Here is a 20,648-nt window from a genome sequence, read left to right as displayed (position 1 = left end):
CGTCACGCCCCAATCAGCGCAACACGTTCAAGAGGTCCTGCACCATCGTATTCGCCGTCGTGATCACCTTCGTGTTGGCCGAATAGGCCTGCTGGGTCACGATCAGCTTGGTGAATTCGTCGGCGATGTCGGTGTTCGAGCCTTCCAGCGACGAGCCGCTGATCGAACCGGAAGCGCCATCGATCGCGGCGCCGGACTGTTCGGTCGCTGAGTAAGCGCCGCCGTCCTGCGCCTTCAGGTAGTTGGTGCCGTTGAAGTGCGACAACGAGACCTGTGCGAGGTCGAGGTTTTGGCCGTTGGAGAAAGTCCCGACCACGAGGCCGTTGTTGTTGACGGCGACCGAGCGAAGCTGACCGGCGGCATAGCCGTTCTGGGTGATGGTGTTGATGGTGACCGCGCCGCTGGTGCTGGCATATTGCGTCAGTCCGCCCGAGGAGATATTGAAAGAGACCGAGCCCAGCGATTGGCCGCTGACGCTGACGTTGTTGATGGTGATACCCGAGCCGCTCGGCGAGGTCAGCGAGCCGTCGGCGGCAAAGGTGAAGGCCTGGCCGGTATTGACCCAGCCGACGGTCGTGCCGGTCGCATTCGGGTCGGTCTGGTAGAACATGTTCCAGCTATCGGCATGGCCCGCGCCCAGCGAGGCGCTGTCGGTCTTGGCCCAGCGCAATTGCAGGTTCACCGGCGTGCCGGCCGCGTTGTAGGCGGTCACCGCGCCACCGCTGATCGATTCCTTGGTGAAGGTGGCGATGTCATTGCCGATCACGCCGCCGGTACCGGCAACGCCACCACCGTCACGATTCTTGGCGATGGTCGAGGTGAAGCCGAGCGCGGCGAAGGCTGCGCTGTTGGAGCTCGCCACCGAGAGGTTGGAAGCTGTGCCGGTGTTCAGCGTGATCACGCCGCCACTGCTGACCGACGACCCCGTTGCACCGGCGAGAGCGTCGATCTTGCCGAGCAGCATCGTGATGTTATCCGTGATATTGATCTGGTTCGGGCCTGATGCGCCGGAGGCCATGAATGTCAGCGTCTGACCGTTGACAGTGATCGTGTCGGGAGGAACCACGGGCGGACCTACTGACCCCGCCTGGAAGCCCGATGTGAGCACCTCGGCGCCGCCGGCCGCCGCCGCGCCGCTCAGCACGGTGGCGCCCGAGATCGCGGGCGAGGACAGCACGTTGCCGCCGCGCGTTACGCTGCTGATGCCAAGCGCCGTGGCCGCCTGGCCGCTACCAACCGGTACGTCGGTGCTGGTGCCGCTGGAGATCACGATGTTGCCGCTGGCGTTGAGCGAGGCGCTAACGCCGGGGCCGCCGGCCAACTGGATAGCGGTGATGATGTCGGACACCTTTGTGGTCGTACCCACGCCGAGACCAATCGCGGTACCGCCAAGGCCGTCGGGCGTGCTGGTCAAGCTGCCATCGAAGACGATATTGTGACCGTTGACGACCAGTGTCTGGCCGACCAGCTGGGTGAGAGTGGTGGAGGCGAGATGGGTGCCGGCGGCGCTATTCAAAGACGTGTTCGTGGATGCCACGGCGGAGGAGTTGTTTTGGAGCGCAACTGCGCCCGTCGCGGTGGTCGACGAGTAGGGTGAACGGATATTGCCGGTTGCAGCAGCCCCGGACGTTGTCGCGTTTGCATACGGCGGAGGCGGCGTGCCGACCGGCAGCGGGTTGGCCGCGAAGTCCGACGGGTTCAGTCCGCCGGCCGCCAGCAGCGTCTTGGTTGCCGCCGTCGTGCTCGCCACGGTGTTCGGCTGGGTCGGCAGGTTCGCCGCGTACTGGATCGACGTGGTCGCCTGCGCCGGGATGAAGTTGTTCTGGAATTTCAGGACTGTCGCGACGTTGCCTTGCGGGTTGCCCGTCTTCGGGTCGACCGTGACGCCCATCAAATAGTAGCCGGCGCCGTTGACCAGATTGCCGTTGGCATTGAGCTGGAAGTCGCCGCGGCGGGTGTAATAAGTGACGCCGCTGAACACCGGCGCGTTGTCGACGACGCCCGTCGCCTTCTGGATCGAGAAGAAGCCGTCGCCGGTGATCGCCATGTTGGTGGCGACGCTGGAGCCCGAGATCGTCCCCTGCGTGGTGATGGTGGCCTTGGCGTTGGCGGTCACGCCGCCCGCGACCTGCTTGCTCGGGACCGATGAGTCGGGAATGAGATCGACGAAGCTGGTGCCGATGCCCTTGTAGGCGGTGGTGGATGAGTTCGCGATGTTGCCGGAAATGTTCTGCAGCGCGTAGGACTGCGCCTGCAGGCCACCCACCGAGGTGTTCATTGCATCGAAGATACCCATAACTTTGTCTCCAGATCCGATCTCGGCGGCCGGTCGACCATGGCCGCAGTCGGAGGAGACTGTCGCAAGGGCTATGCCAATGCGGGTTTTCTCAAAAAATCAATGGCTTAATGAAAAAGCCCCGGTCTGATGACCGGGGCACAATTGCCGGGACCGGCAACAATTGCCGGTACTTGCCTGTCATTCCGGGGCGGTCCACAAGACCGAACCCGGAATCTCGAGATTCTCAGGTGCGCAATTGCGCACCATAATTCGATGCTCATGCATCGCTCCGGAATGCTCCAGCGACGCCTTACGTCGCCGACGCCGCCGCGGGGTGGAAGACCAGCCCGAAACCGTCGATGCAGTAGCGTAGTCCGGTCGGCTTCGGACCGTCGTCGAAGACGTGGCCGAGATGGCCGCCGCAGCGCCGGCAATGCACCTCGGTGCGGAGCATGCCAAAGGTGCGATCCTCGGTCTTGCCGACATTGCCCTCGATCGGCTGGTAGAAGCTCGGCCAGCCCGTGCCGCTCTCGAATTTGGTGTCGGAGGCGAACAGCGGCAGGTCGCAGCCGGCGCAGGCGAAAACGCCCTTGCGGTGCTCCCCAAGCAGCGGGCTGGAGCCCGGCCGCTCGGTGCCTTCCTTGCGCAGGATCTCATATTGCTGCGGCGTGAGCTGGGCACGCCATTCGGCGTCGGTCTTCTCGATCTCGAATTTTTGCGCGGCTTTCTCTCCAGCCTCCGCGGGCGATGCTCTGAGCCAGCGGAAGGCCGCAAGGCCGAACAGGCCGGCGACAGTCGTCAACAGGATGCGGCGGTCAAACATCTCATTCTCCATGCGGGAGCGTCTACGCCCTGAGATACGGGCTCTCGCGGCTAACGTTACACTTCCGGGCGGGATTTTTCTCGGGTCTCTTGCGAGACGCTGTCGTCGCGCGAGGCCGGTTCCGGGGCTGGTTCGACCGCGTTGGACCCAGTTTTCGGCGGCTGGGCAAGCCGCGGCCTGACGCCTGACGGCGGCCGGCGCGGACCGGTGCCCGCGGCCCGGTTGGCTTCGGCCAGCCGCGCCTCGCGTTCCCGGTCCTTGACCCTGGCACGTTCACGATAGCGGGCAAGCGAGCCTGCGGCGGCGGAACTCGCCCTGCCCCAGATTCCGACCAATTGGCCGGCAACCCGCCCCGTCGTTCCCCCCGCCCAGACCAGCTCGAACGGTGAGAACAGCTTCCAGCGCTCGTCGCCCCACAAGATGCTGCGCGCGATCATCTGCCCGGCCATGGCCGAGGTGTTCATGCCCTGGCGGCCGAACCCGCTGGCCACCCACAGGCCTTTGCGTAACTGGCCGATCTGCGGCATGCCATGCACGGTCTGGCCCGTGGCGCCGCCGAACATGTCGGTGATCTCGACATTGCCGAACTGAGGGAAGATCGACCGGATCCGCCGCCTGACGGCGCCTGCAAAGCGCTGCGGCCGTGCGGCCCAGGTGGTCTCCGCACTTTCCCACATCAGCCGGTCGCCGTCGACGATCCGGAAGTGATCGACGCCGTCGGAATCCCTCACCGATCCCTTGAAGGCGATGATCTCGTGCACGCGCTCGCCGAGCGGTGCGGTGATGCCGGCATAGCGCCAGACCGGCAGCAGCGTCTCCGACAGGCGCCGCAAGGGCGCGCCGAGATGGATGTTGCCGGCGAGCACGATATGGGTGGCGCGCAGCCGCGCCGAGGGCGTGACGATCCGCTTGCGGATGCCGGAATGATCGATGCTGACGACCGGCGTATCCTCGAAGATGCGCGCTCCCGCCCGTCGCGCCAGCGCCGCGAGGCCATGCACATATTTGCGGCCGTCGACCTGGAACGCCCTGGGATAGTAGACGCCGTGGAAGTAGTGATCGGTCTTGAGCACCTCGCGGACGCGATCAACCTGCCAGCCCTCGGCCTCGGTGTCGAAATCCTCGTTCAGCATCTGCAAACGGCTGATCAGCCGGTCGCCGGCATCGACGTTGGAGACCTCGAGCACACCGTCGGTCGGGCGGATCCCGGGCATGTTCTCCTCGGTGGCGTTGGCCCGGACGAACTCGGCGCCCGCTTTCGACAGCGTCCACAATTCCCGCGCGTCCTCGAAGCCGATGCGCTCGATCAGTTCGGCGAGCGGCAGCGCGAAGCCCGGCATCACGGTGCCGAGCTGATTGCCGGAAGCGTTCCAGCCGATGTGGCGGCCCTCAAGCACCGCGACGCTGGCCCCCAGCCGGGCCGCCTCCAGCGCGATGGACAGTCCGGCAAGCCCGGCCCCGATGACGCAGATATCGGCATCGAGGTCGAACGACAGCCGCGCCCGGTCGCGAAAGCCGGCTTCTTCCTGGGACACGCTTGTGAAAGTCTCGCTCATGTCGTTTTCTTAGAGCATGATCCGGAAAGGTGTGCAGCGGTTTTCCGAAAGGACCATGCTCCAAACAATAACCTAAAGCGCGATGACGATTCGCCCTAATCTCATCGCGCTTTAAAAGACCGAGCGGCCGCTTGTCACCTTGTCCTCAACCGGCGCCTGTAGATTATCCTCTCAGATTATCCTTGGACGCGTAACGATTCGAGAATGCCATGCGCCGTTTGCTGCTGCTGCGTCACGCCAAGACCGAGACCGACGCGCCGAGCGGCCGTGACCAGGACCGCCGACTCGACGACCGCGGCCACAAGGATGCCGCCGAGATCGGCGATTGGATGGCCTCCCATCCCCCCTTTCCCGAGGCCGTACTGGTATCGCATGCCGTCCGGGCTCGGCAGACCTGGGACATTGCTTGGGAGACCATGAAGGACCGCGTCGCCGCGCCGCAGGTCGAGGTCCTGCCGGAACTCTACGCCGCCGATCCCGCCCAGATCCTGGAATCCATTCGCACTGCAACCATTCCGGCTGATCCGAGGCAATTGCTGCTGGTCGGCCACAATCCGGGCATGCACGAGATCGCCCTGATGCTGACGGGCGGAGGCGATCCGGCCGCCGCCAAGGCGCTCGCCGACAACCTGCCCACGTCGGGGCTTGCGATCTTCGACTTTGACGTCAAGGATTGGGGTGACGTGGCTTACCGCCGTGGCAAGCTGGTGTTGTTCGTCAGTCCAAAGCTGCTTCGAAGTTAAGGCTGCTTCGATCGGGTTGATCGCGCGACGTGCCGGCAAGACGTCCTGACTGAAAGATTTGGAGGCGCAGATGTTCAAGTCCATCCTCGTGCCCATCGACCTCGCCGACACCGATCTCGCCAAGCCGGCAATCGCGACCGCGGCAACGCTGTCGCAGACCTGGAGCGGCGTGGTGCGCCTGCTCAACGTGCTGCCGATGACGCCGGTGATGCTGGCCGAATACGTGCCGGCCGATTTCGACGAACAGCAACGCCAGACCTCGGAAGAAGCCCTCGCCATCGTCGCACGCGAGTCCGGCATCGAGCCATCCCGCATCTCCAGCGTGGTGCGCCAGGGCGGCATCTATCACGAGATCCTGGAGGAAGCCGTGCACATGAAGGCCGAGCTGATCGTGATGACCTCGCACCGGCCGGCGATGCGCACCTATTTCCTGGGCTCCAATGCCGGGCACGTCGTGCGCTATGCAAAATGCTCTGTGCTGGTGGTAAGGCACTGAGGGCTCTGTTCGTAGCCCGGATGGAGCGCAGCGCAATCCGGAGCCGCTGTGCCCGCACGGATGGAATCCCGGATTGCGCTGCGCTCCATCCGGGCTACAAGATATCGCGTTGCCCGTCGGGCAAAACACCCGAACTGCAGGTCAATGCGCGCCGCGAAAAATATTCCACTTTACCGAAATTCGGAAATCACGTATGTGTCGCGGCAACCCGGCCCAAGGAAGAGGGGCTATCGCGATCGTCACGAACGCGGGCCGGGTGGCGGCGGACGCTGGGAAACACCGGCGCGAATGGTTTCGCAGGGGGGGCAACCGTGAGCGAAGGCGTCGCGCACACGACCGGTGTGATCCGCGTACGGCAAAACCGTGTCGTCCTGACGCCCGGGGTCTGTGCGTCAAGTCTTGTGGTGATGTGGCGGCCCGACCGGGCACGCAGCATCAGCGATCCATGAGGCGACGGGGGCAATAGTGCATCGCTCCCCGGGGAGAGCACGGCATAAGCCGTAAAACCGCTGCGCAGGGAAGGCCGGACGTTTTGGCTTCACCTGTATGCCGCTGTGCAGACTTCTTACTGCAATTTCGCACAGTGGATCGCGGGTGCCAGCCGGCGCCCGTTCTTCCCTGCGCCCTCTTTCTAGGAGGGCAAGGCGACGAAGCAAAGCTCGGGCGAAACAAGCCGCGAGGATGCGAAGCTGTGTCTGCGGTGGAAGCGCGAGCTAAAGTAGCGACAGTGCTACCCACAAACGCCGTCATTGCGAGCGCAGCGACTTGTCCGCCGAAGCTTCAGCGAAGGCGGAAGCAATCCAGAGTCTTTCCGCGGAGGGATTCTGGATTGCTTCGCTGCGCTCGCAATGACGGTTGGCGCTACAGCCCCCGCAATCGTAGCCCGTATGAGCGCAGCGACATGCGGGAACGCTTGCCCCGGATATCGCTTCGCTCATCCGGGCTACGGCAGTGTGCCTGTAGCTACAGCCCCAGATACGCCTTGCGCACGTCGGGATTGCCTTTGATCTCGCTTGCCGCGCCCTGCATTAGCACGCGGCCGGTTTGCAGGATGTAAGCGCGGTCTGCGATTTCCAGGCATTCCGCCATGCGCTGCTCGACGATCAAGACGGTCATGCCGGCGTCGCGGATGCGTTTCACGGCCTGGAAGATCTCGTCGACCAGCTTCGGCATGATGCCCTGCGAGGGCTCGTCCAGCATCAACAGCCGCGGGCGCGTCATCAGCGCGCGGCCGATGGCGAGCATCTGCTGCTCGCCGCCGCTGAGCGTCTCGGCGCGCTGCTCCAGGCGCTCGGAGAGACGCGGAAACAGTTGGAACACGAGATCGAGCGGACTCTCGCGGTCGGCCTCGCCGCGGTAGAGATAGCTGCCGAGGCGCAGATTGTCTCGCACGGAGAGGCGCGGAAACAGTCGGCGGTTCTCCGGCACGTAGGCGATGCCGGTGGCGGTGATGTGGTGCTGCGCCATGCCGTCGAGGCGCTTGCCATCGAACGTCACCGTGCCCGAGCGCGGGCGCTCGGCACCGGCGATGGATTTCAGCAGTGTCGACTTGCCCGCGCCGTTGGCGCCGGCGACGCAGACGATCTCGCCCTTCTGGACCTCGATCGAGACCGCGGAGATCGCGACCAGGCCCTGATAGGCGGTCGTGACTTCACGCACCGACAGCATGACGATCTCCCAGATATGCGCTGATCACCTTGGGATCGCGGACGATTTCAGTGGGCTTGCCCTCGACCAGCACCTTGCCGAGGTCGAGCACGATGGCGCGGTCGACCAGCGGCATCACGATCTCCATGACGTGCTCGACCATCAGCACGGTGATGCCGGCGTCACGCACCTTGCGCACCAGCGCCACACCGGTCTGCGCCTCAGTCGGCGTCAGGCCGGTGAGGACTTCGTCCAGCAGCAGAAGTTTTGGTTCCGTCGCAAGCGCGCGCGCGACTTCGAGGCGGCGCTTTTCGGCCGGCACGAGGTCGCTCGCGAGCACGTTGGCGCGCGCGGCAAGGCCGGTGAATTCGAGCACCTCATGCGCCTTGCGGCGTGCCTCGCGCATCACGGTGTTGCGCACGAGAGCGCCGACGATGACGTTGTCGATAACGGTCATGGTCTCGAAGCTCTTGACGACCTGGAAGGTGCGCCCGACGCCGCGCTGGCAGCGCTCGGCGGCCGGCATGCTGGTGACATCCTCGCCGTCGAACCAGATCGAGCCTTGCGTCGGCGGCAGCACCCCGGCGATGAGATTGAATAGCGTGGACTTGCCGGCACCATTCGGGCCGATCAGACCGACGATCTCGCCGCGGCCGACCGAAATCGAAACGTCGCTGTTGGCGACGAGGCCGCCGAAACGCTGCCAGACGCCGCGGGTTTCAAGCAGTGGGGTCATCGCGTGGCTCCCTTCCGCTTCGCACGAGAGAACAGGCTCACCAGACCCTGCGGCAGGGCGAGCGAAATCAGCACGATTAGCGTGCCGTAGACGATGAGGTCGACGCCGCGGCCGGATCCGCCGATATAGGAGCGCGTCAGCTCCGTCATCGGGATCAGGATCGCCGCCCCTAACACGGGCCCCCAGAGGGTGCCGATGCCGCCAAGCACGGCCGGCAGCGCCATCAGCAGCGAGAACTGGAACCCCATGACGCTTTCAGGATCGATATAGGCGAGAAACTGCGCATAGAAGGCGCCGCCGATGGCAACGAGGAAAGCGGAGACGGCAGCCGCGCCCATCTTGGAGTTGAACACGACGACGCCGAGGCTCTCGGCCGCTTCCGGATTGTCCTTCACCGCGCGCCACCAGAAGCCCCATTTGGAGTCCTCCAGCCACCAGGTGACGAACCAGGCGAGGCTGCACAGCACAAGTGCGAAATAGAAGTATGGCAGCTTGCTGCGCATGAACTGGAATTTCAACCAGCTGTCGCCGCGCACCGGAATGGTGATCCCCATCGCGGCCCCCGCCCATTCCCAATTCTGGAACAGCAGCAAGCCGATCTCGGCGATGACGATGGTCGCGATCACGAAATAATGGCCGCGCAGGCGGAAGAAGGGATAGCCGAGCCCCATCGCGATTGCGGCCGCGACTGCGCCGCCGGCGAGCATGCCGAACCATGGCAGCACGCCGAACTTGGTGAACAGCAGCTCGGTGGTGTAGGCGCCGATGCCGAAATAGAGCGCATGTCCCAGCGAGATCTGTCCGCAATAGCCGGAGAGAATATTCCAGCTCTGCGAGAGCGCCGCATACATCAAAGTCAGGATCAGGATGTTCTGGACGTAGACGTCCTTGATGAACAGGGGAGCGAGCGCCGCCAGGGCGGTCAGCACCGCGGCGATGATGAGGTCGCGGCGGCGCCGCGCGGCAAAATCCTTGTCCATCACATCGATCCGAACAGGCCGCGCGGCCGGATGAAGACGACCAGCAGGTAGACGGCGTAAATGCCGACCGATTTCAGCGAGGGTGGCAGCACCAGCGCGGTGGTGGCCTCGACGAGGCCGACGATGATCCCGCCGGCGAAAGCGCCGAACACGCTGCCGAAGCCGCCGAGCGCGACCGTGACGTAGGCGATCAGCGCAAAGGACGCGCCGACGTCGGGGTAGATATAGAAGAAGCTTGCCATGATCGCTCCGGCGAGGCCGACCAGCGCGGCACCAAGCCCCCAGCCGAGCGCGAACACGCGGTTCTTGTCGATGCCGACGAGAGCCACCGCCCCGGGATCTTCACGGGTGGCCTCCAGCGCGCGCCCGAAATCGGTGCGATGGATGAAGAAGTAGAGCCCGGCGAAGGCCAGGATCGCAACCAGCGCACCCATGAGCTGCGGCTCCGGCAGGAAGACGCCGGCGATCGAGATCGTCTTGCCGCCGAGCCAGGAATGCGGAACGCTGCGATAATCCGGCGTGAAGAAGAACTGCGCGAGGCCGCGCATCACGATGGCGAGGCCGAAGGTGGAGAAGATCTGCACCATGCCCGCATTGGCCTTGGCCCGCATGGCGAAGCGTACGATCAACAAATAGACCACCGCTCCGAATACGAACAGGGCAGCGGCCACCAGCGGCGCCGACAGCAAGGGGTCGATGGCGAAAAACGTGAACAGGAAGAAGCTCACATACATCGCGATCATCAAGAACTCGCCATGGGCGAAGTTCACGACGTCCATCAGGCCGAAGATCAGCGCGAGGCCGACGGCGATCAGTCCGTAGAGCAGGCCCATGAGGAGGCCGCTCGCGAGACTTTGGATAATGGTTTGGGCTGTCAAAAGTCTGTCCCCCCAACTACGTCCTCATCCTGAGGAGCGCGCACCGCGCGCGTCTCGAAGGATGGCCCAGCCCTCGTCCTTCGAGACGCGGGCTGCGCCCGCTCCTCAGGATGAGGGCGGGAGCTACGATCTGTGCTCCCGCCCGCCGTGTCTTACTTCATCGGCCAGATCGCCTCGGCGATCGCGGCCTGCGGCGGGAAGATGGTGACGAACTTGCCGCCGACATATTGCAGCAGCACCGGGTCGGCGTCGTTGTTCTGGCCCATCTCGTCGAACTTGACGCGCTTCCAGGGCATGATGGTCTGCTCGCCCGGGATGTCGGTGGCGGCGAGCGCGTCGCGGATCTTCTCGCCGTCCGTCGACTTGGCGCGGCTGATGGCGTCGGCGAGGATGATCAGGCCCATGAACTGACGCGAGGTGAGATCGTTGAAATCCTTGCCCGACCGCGTCTTGAACATCTCGTTGATCTTGCCGACCATCGGGCGCTTCTGCGCGAGATCGAGCGAGAAGGTGCCGCGCGAGATCACGCCTTCGAGCTTGTCGCCGACGGCGTCATAGAGCGCCTTCTCGGAGAAGCCGGCGTCCTGCGCCACGATCGCGTTCGGCTTGTAACCGAGCTCGGCCATGGTCTTCACCAGCAGGATGCCGTCGGTGGTGTAGCTCGACGGCATCAGCACGTCGGCGTTGGCGCTCTTGAGCTGCTGCACCTCGGCCGAAAGCGAGGGCGAGTTGGCGCGATACTTGATGTCCGCGACGATCTTGTAGCCGCGCTCGCCGGCGATCTTGGCCTGGGCATTGGCGGAATCGGTGCCGAAGATAGTGTCTTCGTGGAACAGCGACAGCGTCTCGATCTTGGTGCCCTTCTTCTTCAAGGCATCGAAGAAGTCGAACATCGCGGCCGAGTACATCTCGTCGTGCGGGGAGGCGCGGAAGTAATATTTCAGGCCGCGGCGATGCAGGCTGGGTGAGGAATTGTCGGCCGAGACGAACGGGATCTGGTAGCGCTCGCAGATCTGGCTGACCGTGACGGCGACCGCGCTCTGATAGGTGCCGATGATGGCGCAGACCTTCTCCTGCGTGATCAGGCGCTCGGCTTCGGCACGGCCCTTCTGCGGATCGGCCTGATGGTCGGCGAACACGAGGCGGACTTTTGCGCCGCCGAGGCCCGGCAGGCCTTCGCCCTTGGCCAGCGGCAGGTCGAAATCCGTGGCCTTGTTGATGACCTCGAGCGCGGTCTCATAGGCCTTCTGCGCATCGACGCCCTGCTGCGCGCTGCCGCCGGAGAACGGATAGATCACGCCGATCACGACTTCCGAAGTCTGTGCGCGCGCTGCCAGCGGCACGAGCGCGGCCGTAGCGGTGGCTCCCAACAATACGTCGCGGCGAGTGATCGTCATGGCAAAGTCCCCTGTTACTGAATTTCGGCTGATCGAATGAAGCGATTGATGGGTGCGGTAAAGCTCGAAGAAGCAGCAAACGCTGCCCACTAAATCACGGCCATGGTCCTGTTCTTGAGATCCGTCACCAGCATCAGGCCCGGCGAATGCGTGATCGCGAACGGCAGCCTGGCAGCATTGATGACCGATTGCGGCGTCACGCCGCACGCCCAGAACACCGGGATCTCGTCGTCTGCAACCGGGACCGGATCGCCGTAATCGGGCTTGGCGATGTCCTTGATGCCGATCAGATGCGGATGGCCGAGATGCACGGGCGCGCCGTGCACGGCCGGATAGCGCGAGGTGATCTGCACCGCGCGGATCGCATCCGCCGGCTTGAACGGACGCATCGACACCACCATGGGACCGGCGAAGGGACCGGACTCGCCGCAGGCGATGTTGGTGCGATACATCGGCACGCGCACATTGTGCTCGATGTGGCGGATCGGCATGCCCTCGTCGAGCAGCGCCTCTTCGAACGAGAAGGAGCAGCCGAGCACGAAGGTCACGAGATCGTCGCGCCAGTGCTTTGTCACATCGGTCGGCTCGTCCACGACCTCGCCGTCGCGCCAGACTCGATAGCGCGGCACGTCGGTGCGGATGTCGAGATCCGCGCCGAGCGCCGGGATGTGCGGACTGCCGACGTCGGACATGCCGATGATCGGACACGGCTTGGGATTGAGCTGGCAGAAGCGGTGGAAGGCGCCGGCATATTCCGCCGGCAGGATCGCCAGATTGCCCTGGACGAAGCCGGGGGCAACGCCGGCGGTGGAGGCGACCAGCCCCTCGCGGTAGGCGAGCCGCGCCTTGCGGCTCGGGAGGGTGTCGGGCGTTTCAGTTTGCTGCACTGCCACCAAAACAGTCATGAGATCGACCTGCCTATAAACTCGACAAAGACAAGCCAACACCACGCGTGCTATAAAGTCTAATCTTCCTTTCTAATCAATATCGATAAATTTCATTTATCGGACGGGAAAATCCTTCCAATGCTGGACTTCAGATCGATCGAGACGTTTCTCTGGGTTGTGAAGCTCGGCAGCTTTCGCGGCGCCGCAGCACGCCTCAACACGACCCAGCCGGCGATCTCGCAGCGCATCGCCCAGCTCGAGCGCGAGATGGGGGTGAAGCTGTTGAACCGCGACCACCGCGTGGCCTCGCCGACGCCGAGCGGCCGGCAGATGATGGTCTATGCGGAGAAGCTGATCGGCCTGCGCGCCGCGATGATCGCCGAGATCGGCGACCGCTCGGCGATGCGCGGCGTGATGCGGCTCGGCGTCGCCGAGACCATCGTGCACACCTGGCTGCCGCGGCTGGTGAAGAGCATGAACGAGGTCTATCCGAACCTGTCGCTGGAGATCGAGGTCGACATCACGCCGAACCTGACCGCGCGCCTGCTTGCGCAGGAGATCGAGCTCGCTTTCGTGGTGGGGCCGCTCTCTGCCTCCGGGGTGCACAATCGCGTCCTCGCCGACTATCCGATCGGCTTTCTCGCCAGCCCCTCGCTCGGCCTTGGCCATGGACCGGTCACGCGGGCCGAGCTGGCGCGGTTTCCGATCATCACGTTTCCGCGGAAGACGCGGCCCTACGAAGTCGTGCGCGAAGTGTTCGACCGGCCGGAGCTGCCGCCGATCCGGCTGCACGCCTCCGCCTCGCTTGCGACCGTCATCCACATGGCGGTCGAGGGTCTCGGCATCGCCGTGATCCCCGACGCCATCGTCGAGAGCGAGCTCGCAGACGGGCGACTGCAACTGCTCGACACCGATCTCAAAATCGCGCCGCTGACATTCACCGCGAGCTGGCTCGCCTCGCCCGACGTCGTGGCGGTGGAGCGGGTCGCAGAGCTTGCATGTCAGATTGCGCAGAGCAGCCTCGCAGTTGACGCGCCCGCGCCGGCGCGTCATTGAAACAGGCGCCGGACAATTGAGAGACTGACCGCATGAGCCGAGCCGCCACCAATTTGCAAATCGATTCCGCCCGCCTCTGGGGCTCCATCCACGAGACCGCGCAGTTCGGCGCGACGGCCAAGGGCGGCGTGCGGCGGCTGACGCTGAGCGCGGAGGACAAGCTGGTGCGCGACTGGTTCCGCAAGGCCTGCGAGGACGCTGGCCTAGAGGTGCACACCGATGCGCTCGGCTCGCAATTCGGCCTGCGCAAGGGTCGCGACATGTCGAAGCTGCCCGTCGGCATCGGCTCGCATCTCGACACCCAGCCCACCGGCGGCAAATATGACGGCATTCTGGGAACGCTCGGTGCGCTCGAAGTGATCCGCACGCTGAACGATGCCGGAATCGAAACCGAAGCGCCGATCTGCGTCGTCAACTGGACCAACGAAGAGGGCTCACGCTTCGCTCCCGCGATGATGGCCTCCGCCGCCTATGTCGGCGACTTCACCACCGACGACATCCTGTCGCGCAAGGACGCCGATGGCACCACCGTCGGCCAGGCGCTCGACGGCATCGGCTATCGCGGCGACAAGCCGGTCGGGTTCCAGAAGCTCGGCTGCTTCGTCGAGCTGCACATCGAGCAGGGCCCGATCCTGGAGGCCGAAGGCAAGACCATCGGTGTGGTCGATTCCGGCCAGGGCGTGCTCTGGTACGACGGCAAGATTTCCGGCTTCGAGAGTCATGCCGGATCGACACCGATGCCGCTGCGGCGCGATGCGCTGGCGACGCTGTCCGAGATCGTGCTGGCGATGGAAGCCATTGCGAGGAAGCACGGGCCGAAGGCAGTCGGCACCATCGGCGAGGCCGTGATCGCAAACCCTTCACGCAACGTCATTCCCGGCGAGATCGCCTTCACCATGGATTGCCGCAGCGCGGATGACGCGATCATGGATGCGCTCGATCGCGATCTTCGTAGCGCGATTGCCGAGATCGCCGCACGCCGCAAGGTCGAGGTGAAGATCGACCTGGTCTGGCGCAAGCCGCCGACGCATTTCGATCCGAAGCTCATTGCAGCGGTGGAAAACGCGGCGAAGACGCTCGGCTACTCCTCTCGCCGCATTACCTCCGGCGCCGGCCACGACGCCTGCAATCTCAACACAATCATGCCCGCCGCAATGGTGTTCGTGCCCTGCAAGGACGGCATCAGCCACAACGAGCTGGAAGACGCTACGCAGCCCGATTGCGCCGCGGGCACCAACGTCCTCATGCACACGGTGCTGGCGATCGCCGGCGTCGCATCCTGACCGGAGAGAATCATGCGCGGAGTTTTCGTCGACGCCAATGAAGCCCTCGCCGTGATCTTGGAGCGGCTGGAGCAACCGGGCGATCCCAAGGTGCGGATCCACAGGGATCCCGACATCAAGCCCGAGCAATATCCCGAGATCCTCGACGGCGCCGAGATCGCGATCGTCGACCACACCGCGCTGCCGACCGATGTCGCAAAGAAGTGCGCGGGGCTGAAGCATGTCGTGTTCCTCGGCACCGGCGCGCGCAGCTACATGAACCCGGAGGAGCTCGCTGAGCTCGGCATCTCCGTGCACCTGATCAAGGGCTATGGCGACACGGCGGTGGCGGAATGCGCGATCGCGCTGATGTGGGCTTCGGCCCGCGTCATCGCGATGATGGACCGCGAGATGCGCGGCGGAAACTGGCTGCGCGAAGACGGCATGCAGCTCACGGGCAAGACGCTCGGCCTGATCGGCTTCGGCGGTATTGCCGCGGAGGTCGCGCGCATTGCCTCGGGCAGCGGCATGAAGGTGATCGCCTGGAACCGCTCGCCGAAGAGCTATCCGGGCGTGGAATTCGTCGATCTCGATTCGGTGTTGGCGAGAGCAGACGTCGTATCGCTGCATCTGCTGCTCAACGACGAGACGCGCGGCATGATCACCCGCGAGATGATCGCGAAGATGAAGCCGGGCGTCATCCTCATCAACACCGCCCGCGCCGCCGTCGTCGACGAGGCCGCCATGATCGATGCGCTGAAGTCGGGCCACATCCGCCATGCCGGCCTCGACGTCTTCAACATCGAGCCATTGCCCGGCGATCATCCGCTGACCAAGCTGCCGAACGTAACGTTGTCGGCGCATTCGGCGTTCCGGACCCCGGAGGCGAGCGAGAACCTCATTTATGCGGCGTGGGAGCACTGCCGCCGGATCGTGAAAACGTAGGGTGGGTTAGCGAAGCGTAACCCACCACCCTCGACGTTCGCGAAGACAGAAGAGGTGGGTTACGGCTTCGCCTAACCCACCCTACGCACCGCAATCTTGGAAAGGGATAAGAGCGCCAACAATGGCCGACTATCGCACCATCAAGGCACAGCCGCTCATCGAAGCCATCAGTGCCATCGTCAAGGCCGGCGGCTCCACGGACCGCGAGGCCGAGCTCGTGTCCACCAATCTGGTCGAGGCCAACCTCAAGGGACACGACTCGCACGGCGTCGGCATGATCCCGCGCTATGTCCAGAGCGTCACCACGGGCGGCCTCGCCGTGAACCGGCACGTCAAGGTCGTGCTCGACACCGGTCCGCTGCTCACGCTCGACGGCCTCACCGGCTACGGGCAGGTCATCGGCCATGAAGCGATGGAGCTCGCAGCCGAGCGCGCCAAGCGCAACGGCGTGTGTCTCGTCGGCCTCTCGAATTCACATCACATCGGCCGCATCGGCCACTGGGCCGAGCAGTGCATCGACCACGGACTGGTCTCGATTCACTTCGTCAACGTGATCTCGCGCCCGATCGTGGCGCCCTGGGGCGGCAGCGATGGGCGCCACGGCACCAACCCGTTCTGCGTCGGCATCCCGCGCGCGGGCAAGGACCCCATCGTGCTCGACTTCGCCACCAGCAGGATCGCGCAGGGCAAGACCCGCGTCGCCCACAACAAGGGCGTCGAGCTCGAGCCCGGCACCATCATCGATAACGAGGGCAAGCCGACCACCAACCCGCGCTACACCGTGATCCCGCCGTACGGCGCCATCCTGCCGTTCGGCGAGCACAAGGGTTCGGGACTCGCGCTGGTGTGCGAAATCCTCGGCGGCGCGCTCTCCGGCGGTCAGGTGGTCAAGGGCCCGTCCGATGGCAAGTACAACGTCCTCAATGGCATGCTCTCGATCATCATCGATCCGGCCAAGCTCGGCACCGCGGAGAATCTCGCGCGCGAAGTCGAGAGCTTCGTCGCGTGGCACACGGGCTCACCGCCGGCCCCCGGCGTCGACAAGGTGAAGATCGCCGGCGAGCCCGAGCGCGAGACGAAGAAGAAGCGGCTCGCGGAAGGCATCCCGGTCGATCCGACCACCTGGCGGGATATTTTGCTGGCTGGGAAAACGTTTGGGCTGGATCAGGCGGCGATCGAGAAGATCGCGGGGTAGTGAGACAGAGCACGCGGCTCTTCCCTTCTCCCCTTGTGGGAGAAGGTGGCGCGAAGCGCCGGATGAGGGGTCTCTCTCCACGAAGAGAAATGCACAATTGAGAGGTCTGTCTCCGCGGAGACAACCCCTCACCCGTCTTCGATGCTTCGCATCGAAGCCACCCTCCCCCACAAGGGGGGAGGGACAGGAGCGCTCTAATCCACCATGTCCGCGACCGCCTTGCCGCAAGCCGTGGTGTCGGCGTTGCCGCCGAGGTCCTTGGTGCGGAGCGTGCGCTCGGCCAGCGAGCGCTCGATCGCATCGACGATCGACTTGCCGGCTTCCTTCTCGCCGAGATGTTCGAGCATCATCGCGCCGGACCAGATTGCGCCGATCGGATTGGCGATGCCCTGCCCCGCGATGTCGGGCGCCGAGCCGTGCACCGGCTCGAACACCGACGGGAAATTGCCCTCGGGGTTGATGTTGCCTGATGGCGCGATGCCGATGGTGCCGGTGCAGGCCGGGCCGAGATCGGACAGGATGTCGCCGAACAAATTGGAGCCGACCACGACGTCGAACCAATCCGGGTGCAGCACGAAATTCGCCGTCAAAATATCGATGTGGTACTTGTCCCACTTCACGCCCGGAAACTTCTTCGCCATCGCCTCCACGCGCTCGTCCCAATAGGGCATGGTGATGGAGATGCCGTTCGACTTGGTCGCCGACGTCAGGTGCTTCTTCGGCCGCGACTGCGCGAGTTCAAACGCGAACTTCAGGATGCGATCGACGCCGATGCGGGTCATCACCGTCTGCTGCGTCACGAACTCACGGTCGGTGTCCGGGAACATGCGGCCGCCGACGGAGGAATATTCGCCTTCGGTGTTCTCGCGCACCACCCAGAAATCAATGTCGCCGGGCTTGCGGTTGGCCAGCGGCGACGGCACGCCCGGCATCAGCCGTACCGGGCGCAGATTCACATACTGATCGAACTCGCGGCGAAACTTGATCAGCGAGCCCCACAGCGAGACGTGATCCGGAATCTTGGCCGGCCAGCCGACCGCGCCGAAATAGATCGCGTCATGCTTGCCGATCTTGTCCTTCCAGTCGTCCGGCATCATCTGGCCGTGCTTCTCGTAATAGTCCCAGGACGAGAAGTCGAAATGATCGAAATGAAGGGACACCCCGTGCCTCTTCGCCGCGGTCTCCAGAACGCGCAGACCCTCCGGCATCACTTCCTTGCCGATGCCGTCGCCAGGAATGACCGCGATCCGGTATTGTTTCTTGCTCATCGAGAACGTCCTTGATTGCTCCGGCAGCCGCCGCCTTTTTGACCGCACTGCAATGGACCAAACGCGGCGGCAGTGCAACGCTGCACTGCAATGTTGACCATGGCGCGGCCGACCGCCTACTGATTTTATTCCCGTTCCTCTCCTGCGAGTGACTCCCATGGATCTGCATCTGCGTGGCAAGCGCGTCCTGATCACGGGCGCGTCCAAGGGCATCGGCGCAGCTGCCGCCGAGGCCTTTGCCGAGGAAGGCTGCCATCTCCTCCTCGCCGCCCGCAACGGCGATCAGCTCAAGGCTCTGGCCGAGCGCTTGCGCTCGGCGCACCAGATCGATGCCGCCACGAGCATCGTCGATTTGCGCAAGAGCGAGGATTTGACGCGGCTCGCCAAGGAAGCCGCCGACATCGACGTGCTCGTCAACAATGCCGGCGACATTCCCGGCGGCTCCATCGACAAGATCGACGAGGCGACCTGGCGGCACGCCTGGGAATTGAAAGTGTTCGGCTACATCAACCTCACGCGCATGATCTATCCGCAGATGAAGGCGAAGGGCGGCGGCGTGATCGTCAACGACATCGGCGCCGCCGGCGAGAAATTCGACGCCAACTACATTTGCGGCAGCGCCGGCAATGCCGCCCTGATGGCCTTCACCCGCGCGCTCGGGGGCAAGAGCCTCGCCGACAACATCCGCGTGGTCGGCATCAATCCCGGCCCTGTCGGCACCGATCGTCACGTCACCCTGCTGAAGACCCGGGCAAAGCACCAGTTCGGCGACGAGAGCCGCTACAAGGAATTCCAGAAGAGCCTGCCGCTCGGCAGGCCTGCGCATGCGCGCGAGATCGGCGACCTGATGGCGTTCCTGGCGTCGGATCGCGCGGGCTACACGTCCGGCGTGATCTACACGGTGGACGGCGGCATCAGCGCGGGCTGGGGTTGATTAATCTCGTCATTGCGAGCGCAGCGAAGCAATCCAGAATCTTTCCGCCTTGACAGACTGGATTGCTTAGCTGCGCTCGCAATGACGCTTGAACAAGTACAGGAGTAAAATAGTTGTCTCAAGAGTTGATCCGCGAAACCGCCTGCACCGTCGTCGACAAGCTGCGGTCCGGCGACGTCTCGCCGCTGGAACTGTTGGATGTGCTGGAGAAGCGTATCGGCGAAGTCGACGGCAAGGTCAACGCGCTGCCGACGCTGTGCTTCGATCGCGCGCGGGATAGCGCAAAGGCGCTGATGCGGAAGCCGGCCGGTGCGCGCGGATTACTCGCAGGCCTGCCGGTGCCGATCAAGGATCTGACCGACGTTGCTGGCGTGCTGAACACCCAGGGCTCGCCGATCTTCAAGGACAATGTGCCCAAACAGTCCGACCTCATGGTGGAGAACCTCGAAGGTAACGGCGCGGTCGTCTACGCCAAATCCAACACGCCGGAATTCGGTGCGGGCGCCAACACCTTCAACGAGGTGTTCGGCGCAACGCTCAATCCCTGGGATACGTCCAAGTCGGCAGCCGGCTCGTCAGGCGGCGCGGCCGCTGCGCTCGCGACCGGCATGGCCTGGCTCGCGCAGGGCTCGGACATGGGCGGCAGTCTGCGCAGTCCGGCAGCTTTCTGCGGCGTCGTGGGGATGCGGCCGAGCATCGGCCGGGTCGCGCATACTCCAAAATCAGCCATCGATCGTAATCTCGGCGTCGTCGGTCCGATGGCACGCAACGTCGAGGATCTCGCGCTGCTGCTCGACGCCATGAGCGGCGACTATGCCGCCGATCCGCTGTCGCTGCCGGCGCCGTTGACCTCGTTTCTCTCGGCGGCGCAGTCAGGCAGCAAACCGAAGCGCATCGCCTACTCGCCAGACCTCGGTATCACGCCGGTCGATCCCGAAGTCAAAGCAATCACGCGAAAGGCGGCGGAACGCTTTGCCGAAGCCGGCGTCATCGTCGAGGAGGCACATCCGGACTGGCGCGAGGCGCATGAGTGCTTCCACGTGCTGCGCGCGTTCGACTTCGCGATCAGCAAGGCACAGCTGCTGCGCACCAAGCGCGACCTGCTCAAGCCCGAAGTGATCTGGAACATCGAGGAAGGCCTCAAGCTTACGATCGAGCAACTCGAACGCGCCGAGGCGCAGCGCGTCGGCATGACCGCGCGTGCGGTCGAGTTCTTCAAGAGCTACGATCTGCTGCTGGTACCGACCACCATCGTGCCGCCCTTCCCGATCGAGCACCGCTATGTCGCCGAATGCGCCGGCAAGAAGTTCGACAATTACGTCGAGTGGCTCGGCATCGTCTATGCGATCACGCTCGCCTGCTGTCCCGCGCTTTCGCTGCCCTGCGGCTTCACGGCGTCGGGCCTGCCGGTCGGACTGCAGGTCGTCGGGGCTCCGCGCGCTGATGCGCAGGTGATCGCCGGCGCGAAGACGCTGGAGGATATCTTGGGCGTGCGTGGCACGACGCCAATTGATCCGCGGGTGAAGAACTAGGTCTCCGCTCTCGTGCCCCGGATGCGGCGCAGCGT

The 20,648-nt window shown here is 64.4% G+C and carries 19 protein-coding genes; 9 read left to right on the top strand and 10 right to left on the bottom strand.

What is annotated here, in order from left to right; genetic code table 11:
- Positions 1-13: 13 nt before the first annotated feature.
- The 3 genes from AC0L30_RS01215 to AC0L30_RS01205 all read right to left on the bottom strand — a co-directional run bounded on the left by AC0L30_RS01215 (position 14) and on the right by AC0L30_RS01205 (position 4,657).
- Positions 14-2,296 carry a flagellar hook-basal body complex protein gene (locus AC0L30_RS01215; RefSeq protein WP_007602095.1) on the bottom strand — a complete coding sequence of 761 codons (2,283 nt, stop codon included), beginning with the start codon at positions 2,294-2,296 and terminating at the stop codon, positions 14-16.
- Positions 2,297-2,588: 292 nt separating this feature from the next.
- Positions 2,589-3,101, bottom strand: coding sequence for a peptide-methionine (R)-S-oxide reductase MsrB (msrB, locus tag AC0L30_RS01210; RefSeq protein WP_219682797.1), 513 nt, complete (start codon positions 3,099-3,101; stop codon positions 2,589-2,591).
- A gap of 56 nt (positions 3,102-3,157) precedes the next feature.
- Entirely contained in the window at positions 3,158-4,657 is a 1,500-nt protein-coding gene (locus AC0L30_RS01205) for an NAD(P)/FAD-dependent oxidoreductase (RefSeq protein WP_473403630.1), read from the bottom strand.
- A gap of 209 nt (positions 4,658-4,866) precedes the next feature.
- Here AC0L30_RS01205 and AC0L30_RS01200 point away from each other — a divergent pair, with 209 nt between their 5' ends.
- On the top strand, positions 4,867-5,400 hold the full coding sequence (locus AC0L30_RS01200; protein ID WP_219682799.1) for a SixA phosphatase family protein: 534 nt from the start codon (positions 4,867-4,869) through the stop codon (positions 5,398-5,400).
- Positions 5,401-5,470: 70 nt separating this feature from the next.
- Positions 5,471-5,896 carry a universal stress protein gene (locus tag AC0L30_RS01195; RefSeq protein WP_007602088.1) on the top strand — a complete coding sequence of 142 codons (426 nt, stop codon included), beginning with the start codon at positions 5,471-5,473 and terminating at the stop codon, positions 5,894-5,896.
- 963 nt (positions 5,897-6,859) lie between these two features.
- Here AC0L30_RS01195 and AC0L30_RS01190 read toward each other — a convergent pair.
- The 6 genes from AC0L30_RS01190 to AC0L30_RS01165 form a co-directional block, all read right to left on the bottom strand.
- Complete coding sequence (locus AC0L30_RS01190) at positions 6,860-7,564, bottom strand: ABC transporter ATP-binding protein (protein WP_007593731.1); 705 nt, start codon at positions 7,562-7,564, stop codon at positions 6,860-6,862.
- Entirely contained in the window at positions 7,548-8,279 is a 732-nt protein-coding gene (locus AC0L30_RS01185; RefSeq protein WP_007593737.1) for an ABC transporter ATP-binding protein, read from the bottom strand. The genes AC0L30_RS01190 and AC0L30_RS01185 overlap by 17 nt, the downstream gene beginning before the upstream one ends.
- Entirely contained in the window at positions 8,276-9,259 is a 984-nt protein-coding gene (locus AC0L30_RS01180; protein ID WP_007593738.1) for a branched-chain amino acid ABC transporter permease, read from the bottom strand. The genes AC0L30_RS01185 and AC0L30_RS01180 overlap by 4 nt, the downstream gene beginning before the upstream one ends.
- Positions 9,259-10,137: a branched-chain amino acid ABC transporter permease gene (locus tag AC0L30_RS01175; protein WP_007593739.1), complete on the bottom strand. Its 879-nt coding sequence runs from the start codon at positions 10,135-10,137 to the stop codon at positions 9,259-9,261. Before AC0L30_RS01175 ends, AC0L30_RS01180 begins: the two co-directional genes overlap by 1 nt.
- A gap of 152 nt (positions 10,138-10,289) precedes the next feature.
- Positions 10,290-11,534 (bottom strand): ABC transporter substrate-binding protein, encoded by a 1,245-nt coding sequence (locus AC0L30_RS01170; RefSeq protein WP_007593741.1) that lies wholly within the window; start codon positions 11,532-11,534, stop codon positions 10,290-10,292.
- 89 nt (positions 11,535-11,623) lie between these two features.
- The gene (locus AC0L30_RS01165) at positions 11,624-12,439 is read right to left on the bottom strand and encodes a putative hydro-lyase (protein ID WP_007593743.1); all 816 of its coding nucleotides are present in this window, start codon (positions 12,437-12,439) and stop codon (positions 11,624-11,626) included.
- Between the two features lie 120 nt (positions 12,440-12,559).
- Between AC0L30_RS01165 and AC0L30_RS01160 the strand changes: the two genes are divergently transcribed.
- The 4 genes from AC0L30_RS01160 to AC0L30_RS01145 all read left to right on the top strand — a co-directional run bounded on the left by AC0L30_RS01160 (position 12,560) and on the right by AC0L30_RS01145 (position 16,879).
- Positions 12,560-13,477 carry a LysR family transcriptional regulator gene (locus AC0L30_RS01160; RefSeq protein WP_007593745.1) on the top strand — a complete coding sequence of 306 codons (918 nt, stop codon included), beginning with the start codon at positions 12,560-12,562 and terminating at the stop codon, positions 13,475-13,477.
- A 32-nt stretch (positions 13,478-13,509) separates the two neighbouring features.
- Positions 13,510-14,760 (top strand): Zn-dependent hydrolase, encoded by a 1,251-nt coding sequence (locus AC0L30_RS01155; protein ID WP_007593747.1) that lies wholly within the window; start codon positions 13,510-13,512, stop codon positions 14,758-14,760.
- 12 nt (positions 14,761-14,772) lie between these two features.
- Positions 14,773-15,684: an NAD(P)-dependent oxidoreductase gene (locus tag AC0L30_RS01150; protein ID WP_007593749.1), complete on the top strand. Its 912-nt coding sequence runs from the start codon at positions 14,773-14,775 to the stop codon at positions 15,682-15,684.
- 121 nt (positions 15,685-15,805) lie between these two features.
- Positions 15,806-16,879 (top strand): malate/lactate/ureidoglycolate dehydrogenase, encoded by a 1,074-nt coding sequence (locus AC0L30_RS01145; protein WP_007593751.1) that lies wholly within the window; start codon positions 15,806-15,808, stop codon positions 16,877-16,879.
- 194 nt (positions 16,880-17,073) lie between these two features.
- Here the strand turns inward: AC0L30_RS01145 and AC0L30_RS01140 are convergent, their stop codons facing one another.
- Positions 17,074-18,147: a tartrate dehydrogenase gene (locus AC0L30_RS01140; RefSeq protein WP_473403629.1), complete on the bottom strand. Its 1,074-nt coding sequence runs from the start codon at positions 18,145-18,147 to the stop codon at positions 17,074-17,076.
- Between the two features lie 11 nt (positions 18,148-18,158).
- On the opposite strand from AC0L30_RS01140, the gene AC0L30_RS01135 reads away from it, so the two are divergent.
- The 3 genes from AC0L30_RS01135 to AC0L30_RS01125 all read left to right on the top strand — a co-directional run bounded on the left by AC0L30_RS01135 (position 18,159) and on the right by AC0L30_RS01125 (position 20,613).
- Entirely contained in the window at positions 18,159-18,299 is a 141-nt protein-coding gene (locus AC0L30_RS01135) for a hypothetical protein (protein ID WP_198288235.1), read from the top strand.
- A gap of 5 nt (positions 18,300-18,304) precedes the next feature.
- Complete coding sequence (locus AC0L30_RS01130; RefSeq protein ID WP_007593758.1) at positions 18,305-19,081, top strand: SDR family oxidoreductase; 777 nt, start codon at positions 18,305-18,307, stop codon at positions 19,079-19,081.
- A gap of 113 nt (positions 19,082-19,194) precedes the next feature.
- Positions 19,195-20,613 carry an amidase gene (locus AC0L30_RS01125; protein WP_007593759.1) on the top strand — a complete coding sequence of 473 codons (1,419 nt, stop codon included), beginning with the start codon at positions 19,195-19,197 and terminating at the stop codon, positions 20,611-20,613.
- The last annotated feature ends 35 nt before the right edge of the window (positions 20,614-20,648 follow it).

The organism is Bradyrhizobium sp. MI1.11, assembly GCF_055811255.1.
The sequence above is the reverse complement of the archived record's forward strand: the minus strand, read 5'-3'. Positions and strand labels throughout refer to the sequence as shown.

Bases quoted from the DNA above. Each gene is read 5' to 3' on its own strand.
- AC0L30_RS01185 (WP_007593737.1), bottom strand. From the start codon at position 8,279: ATGACCCCACTGCTTGAAACCCGCGGCGTCTGGCAGCGTTTCGGCGGC.
- AC0L30_RS01215 (WP_007602095.1), bottom strand. From the start codon at position 2,296: ATGGGTATCTTCGATGCAATGAACACCTCGGTGGGTGGCCTGCAGGCG.
- AC0L30_RS01150 (WP_007593749.1), top strand. From the start codon at position 14,773: ATGCGCGGAGTTTTCGTCGACGCCAATGAAGCCCTCGCCGTGATCTTG.
- AC0L30_RS01165 (WP_007593743.1), bottom strand. From the start codon at position 12,439: ATGACTGTTTTGGTGGCAGTGCAGCAAACTGAAACGCCCGACACCCTC.
- AC0L30_RS01180 (WP_007593738.1), bottom strand. From the start codon at position 9,259: ATGGACAAGGATTTTGCCGCGCGGCGCCGCCGCGACCTCATCATCGCC.
- AC0L30_RS01130 (WP_007593758.1), top strand. From the start codon at position 18,305: ATGGATCTGCATCTGCGTGGCAAGCGCGTCCTGATCACGGGCGCGTCC.
- AC0L30_RS01190 (WP_007593731.1), bottom strand. From the start codon at position 7,564: ATGCTGTCGGTGCGTGAAGTCACGACCGCCTATCAGGGCCTGGTCGCG.
- AC0L30_RS01160 (WP_007593745.1), top strand. From the start codon at position 12,560: ATGCTGGACTTCAGATCGATCGAGACGTTTCTCTGGGTTGTGAAGCTC.
- AC0L30_RS01200 (WP_219682799.1), top strand. From the start codon at position 4,867: ATGCGCCGTTTGCTGCTGCTGCGTCACGCCAAGACCGAGACCGACGCG.
- msrB (WP_219682797.1), bottom strand. From the start codon at position 3,101: ATGTTTGACCGCCGCATCCTGTTGACGACTGTCGCCGGCCTGTTCGGC.
- AC0L30_RS01205 (WP_473403630.1), bottom strand. From the start codon at position 4,657: ATGAGCGAGACTTTCACAAGCGTGTCCCAGGAAGAAGCCGGCTTTCGC.
- AC0L30_RS01170 (WP_007593741.1), bottom strand. From the start codon at position 11,534: ATGACGATCACTCGCCGCGACGTATTGTTGGGAGCCACCGCTACGGCC.
- AC0L30_RS01155 (WP_007593747.1), top strand. From the start codon at position 13,510: ATGAGCCGAGCCGCCACCAATTTGCAAATCGATTCCGCCCGCCTCTGG.
- AC0L30_RS01145 (WP_007593751.1), top strand. From the start codon at position 15,806: ATGGCCGACTATCGCACCATCAAGGCACAGCCGCTCATCGAAGCCATC.
- AC0L30_RS01195 (WP_007602088.1), top strand. From the start codon at position 5,471: ATGTTCAAGTCCATCCTCGTGCCCATCGACCTCGCCGACACCGATCTC.
- AC0L30_RS01140 (WP_473403629.1), bottom strand. From the start codon at position 18,147: ATGAGCAAGAAACAATACCGGATCGCGGTCATTCCTGGCGACGGCATC.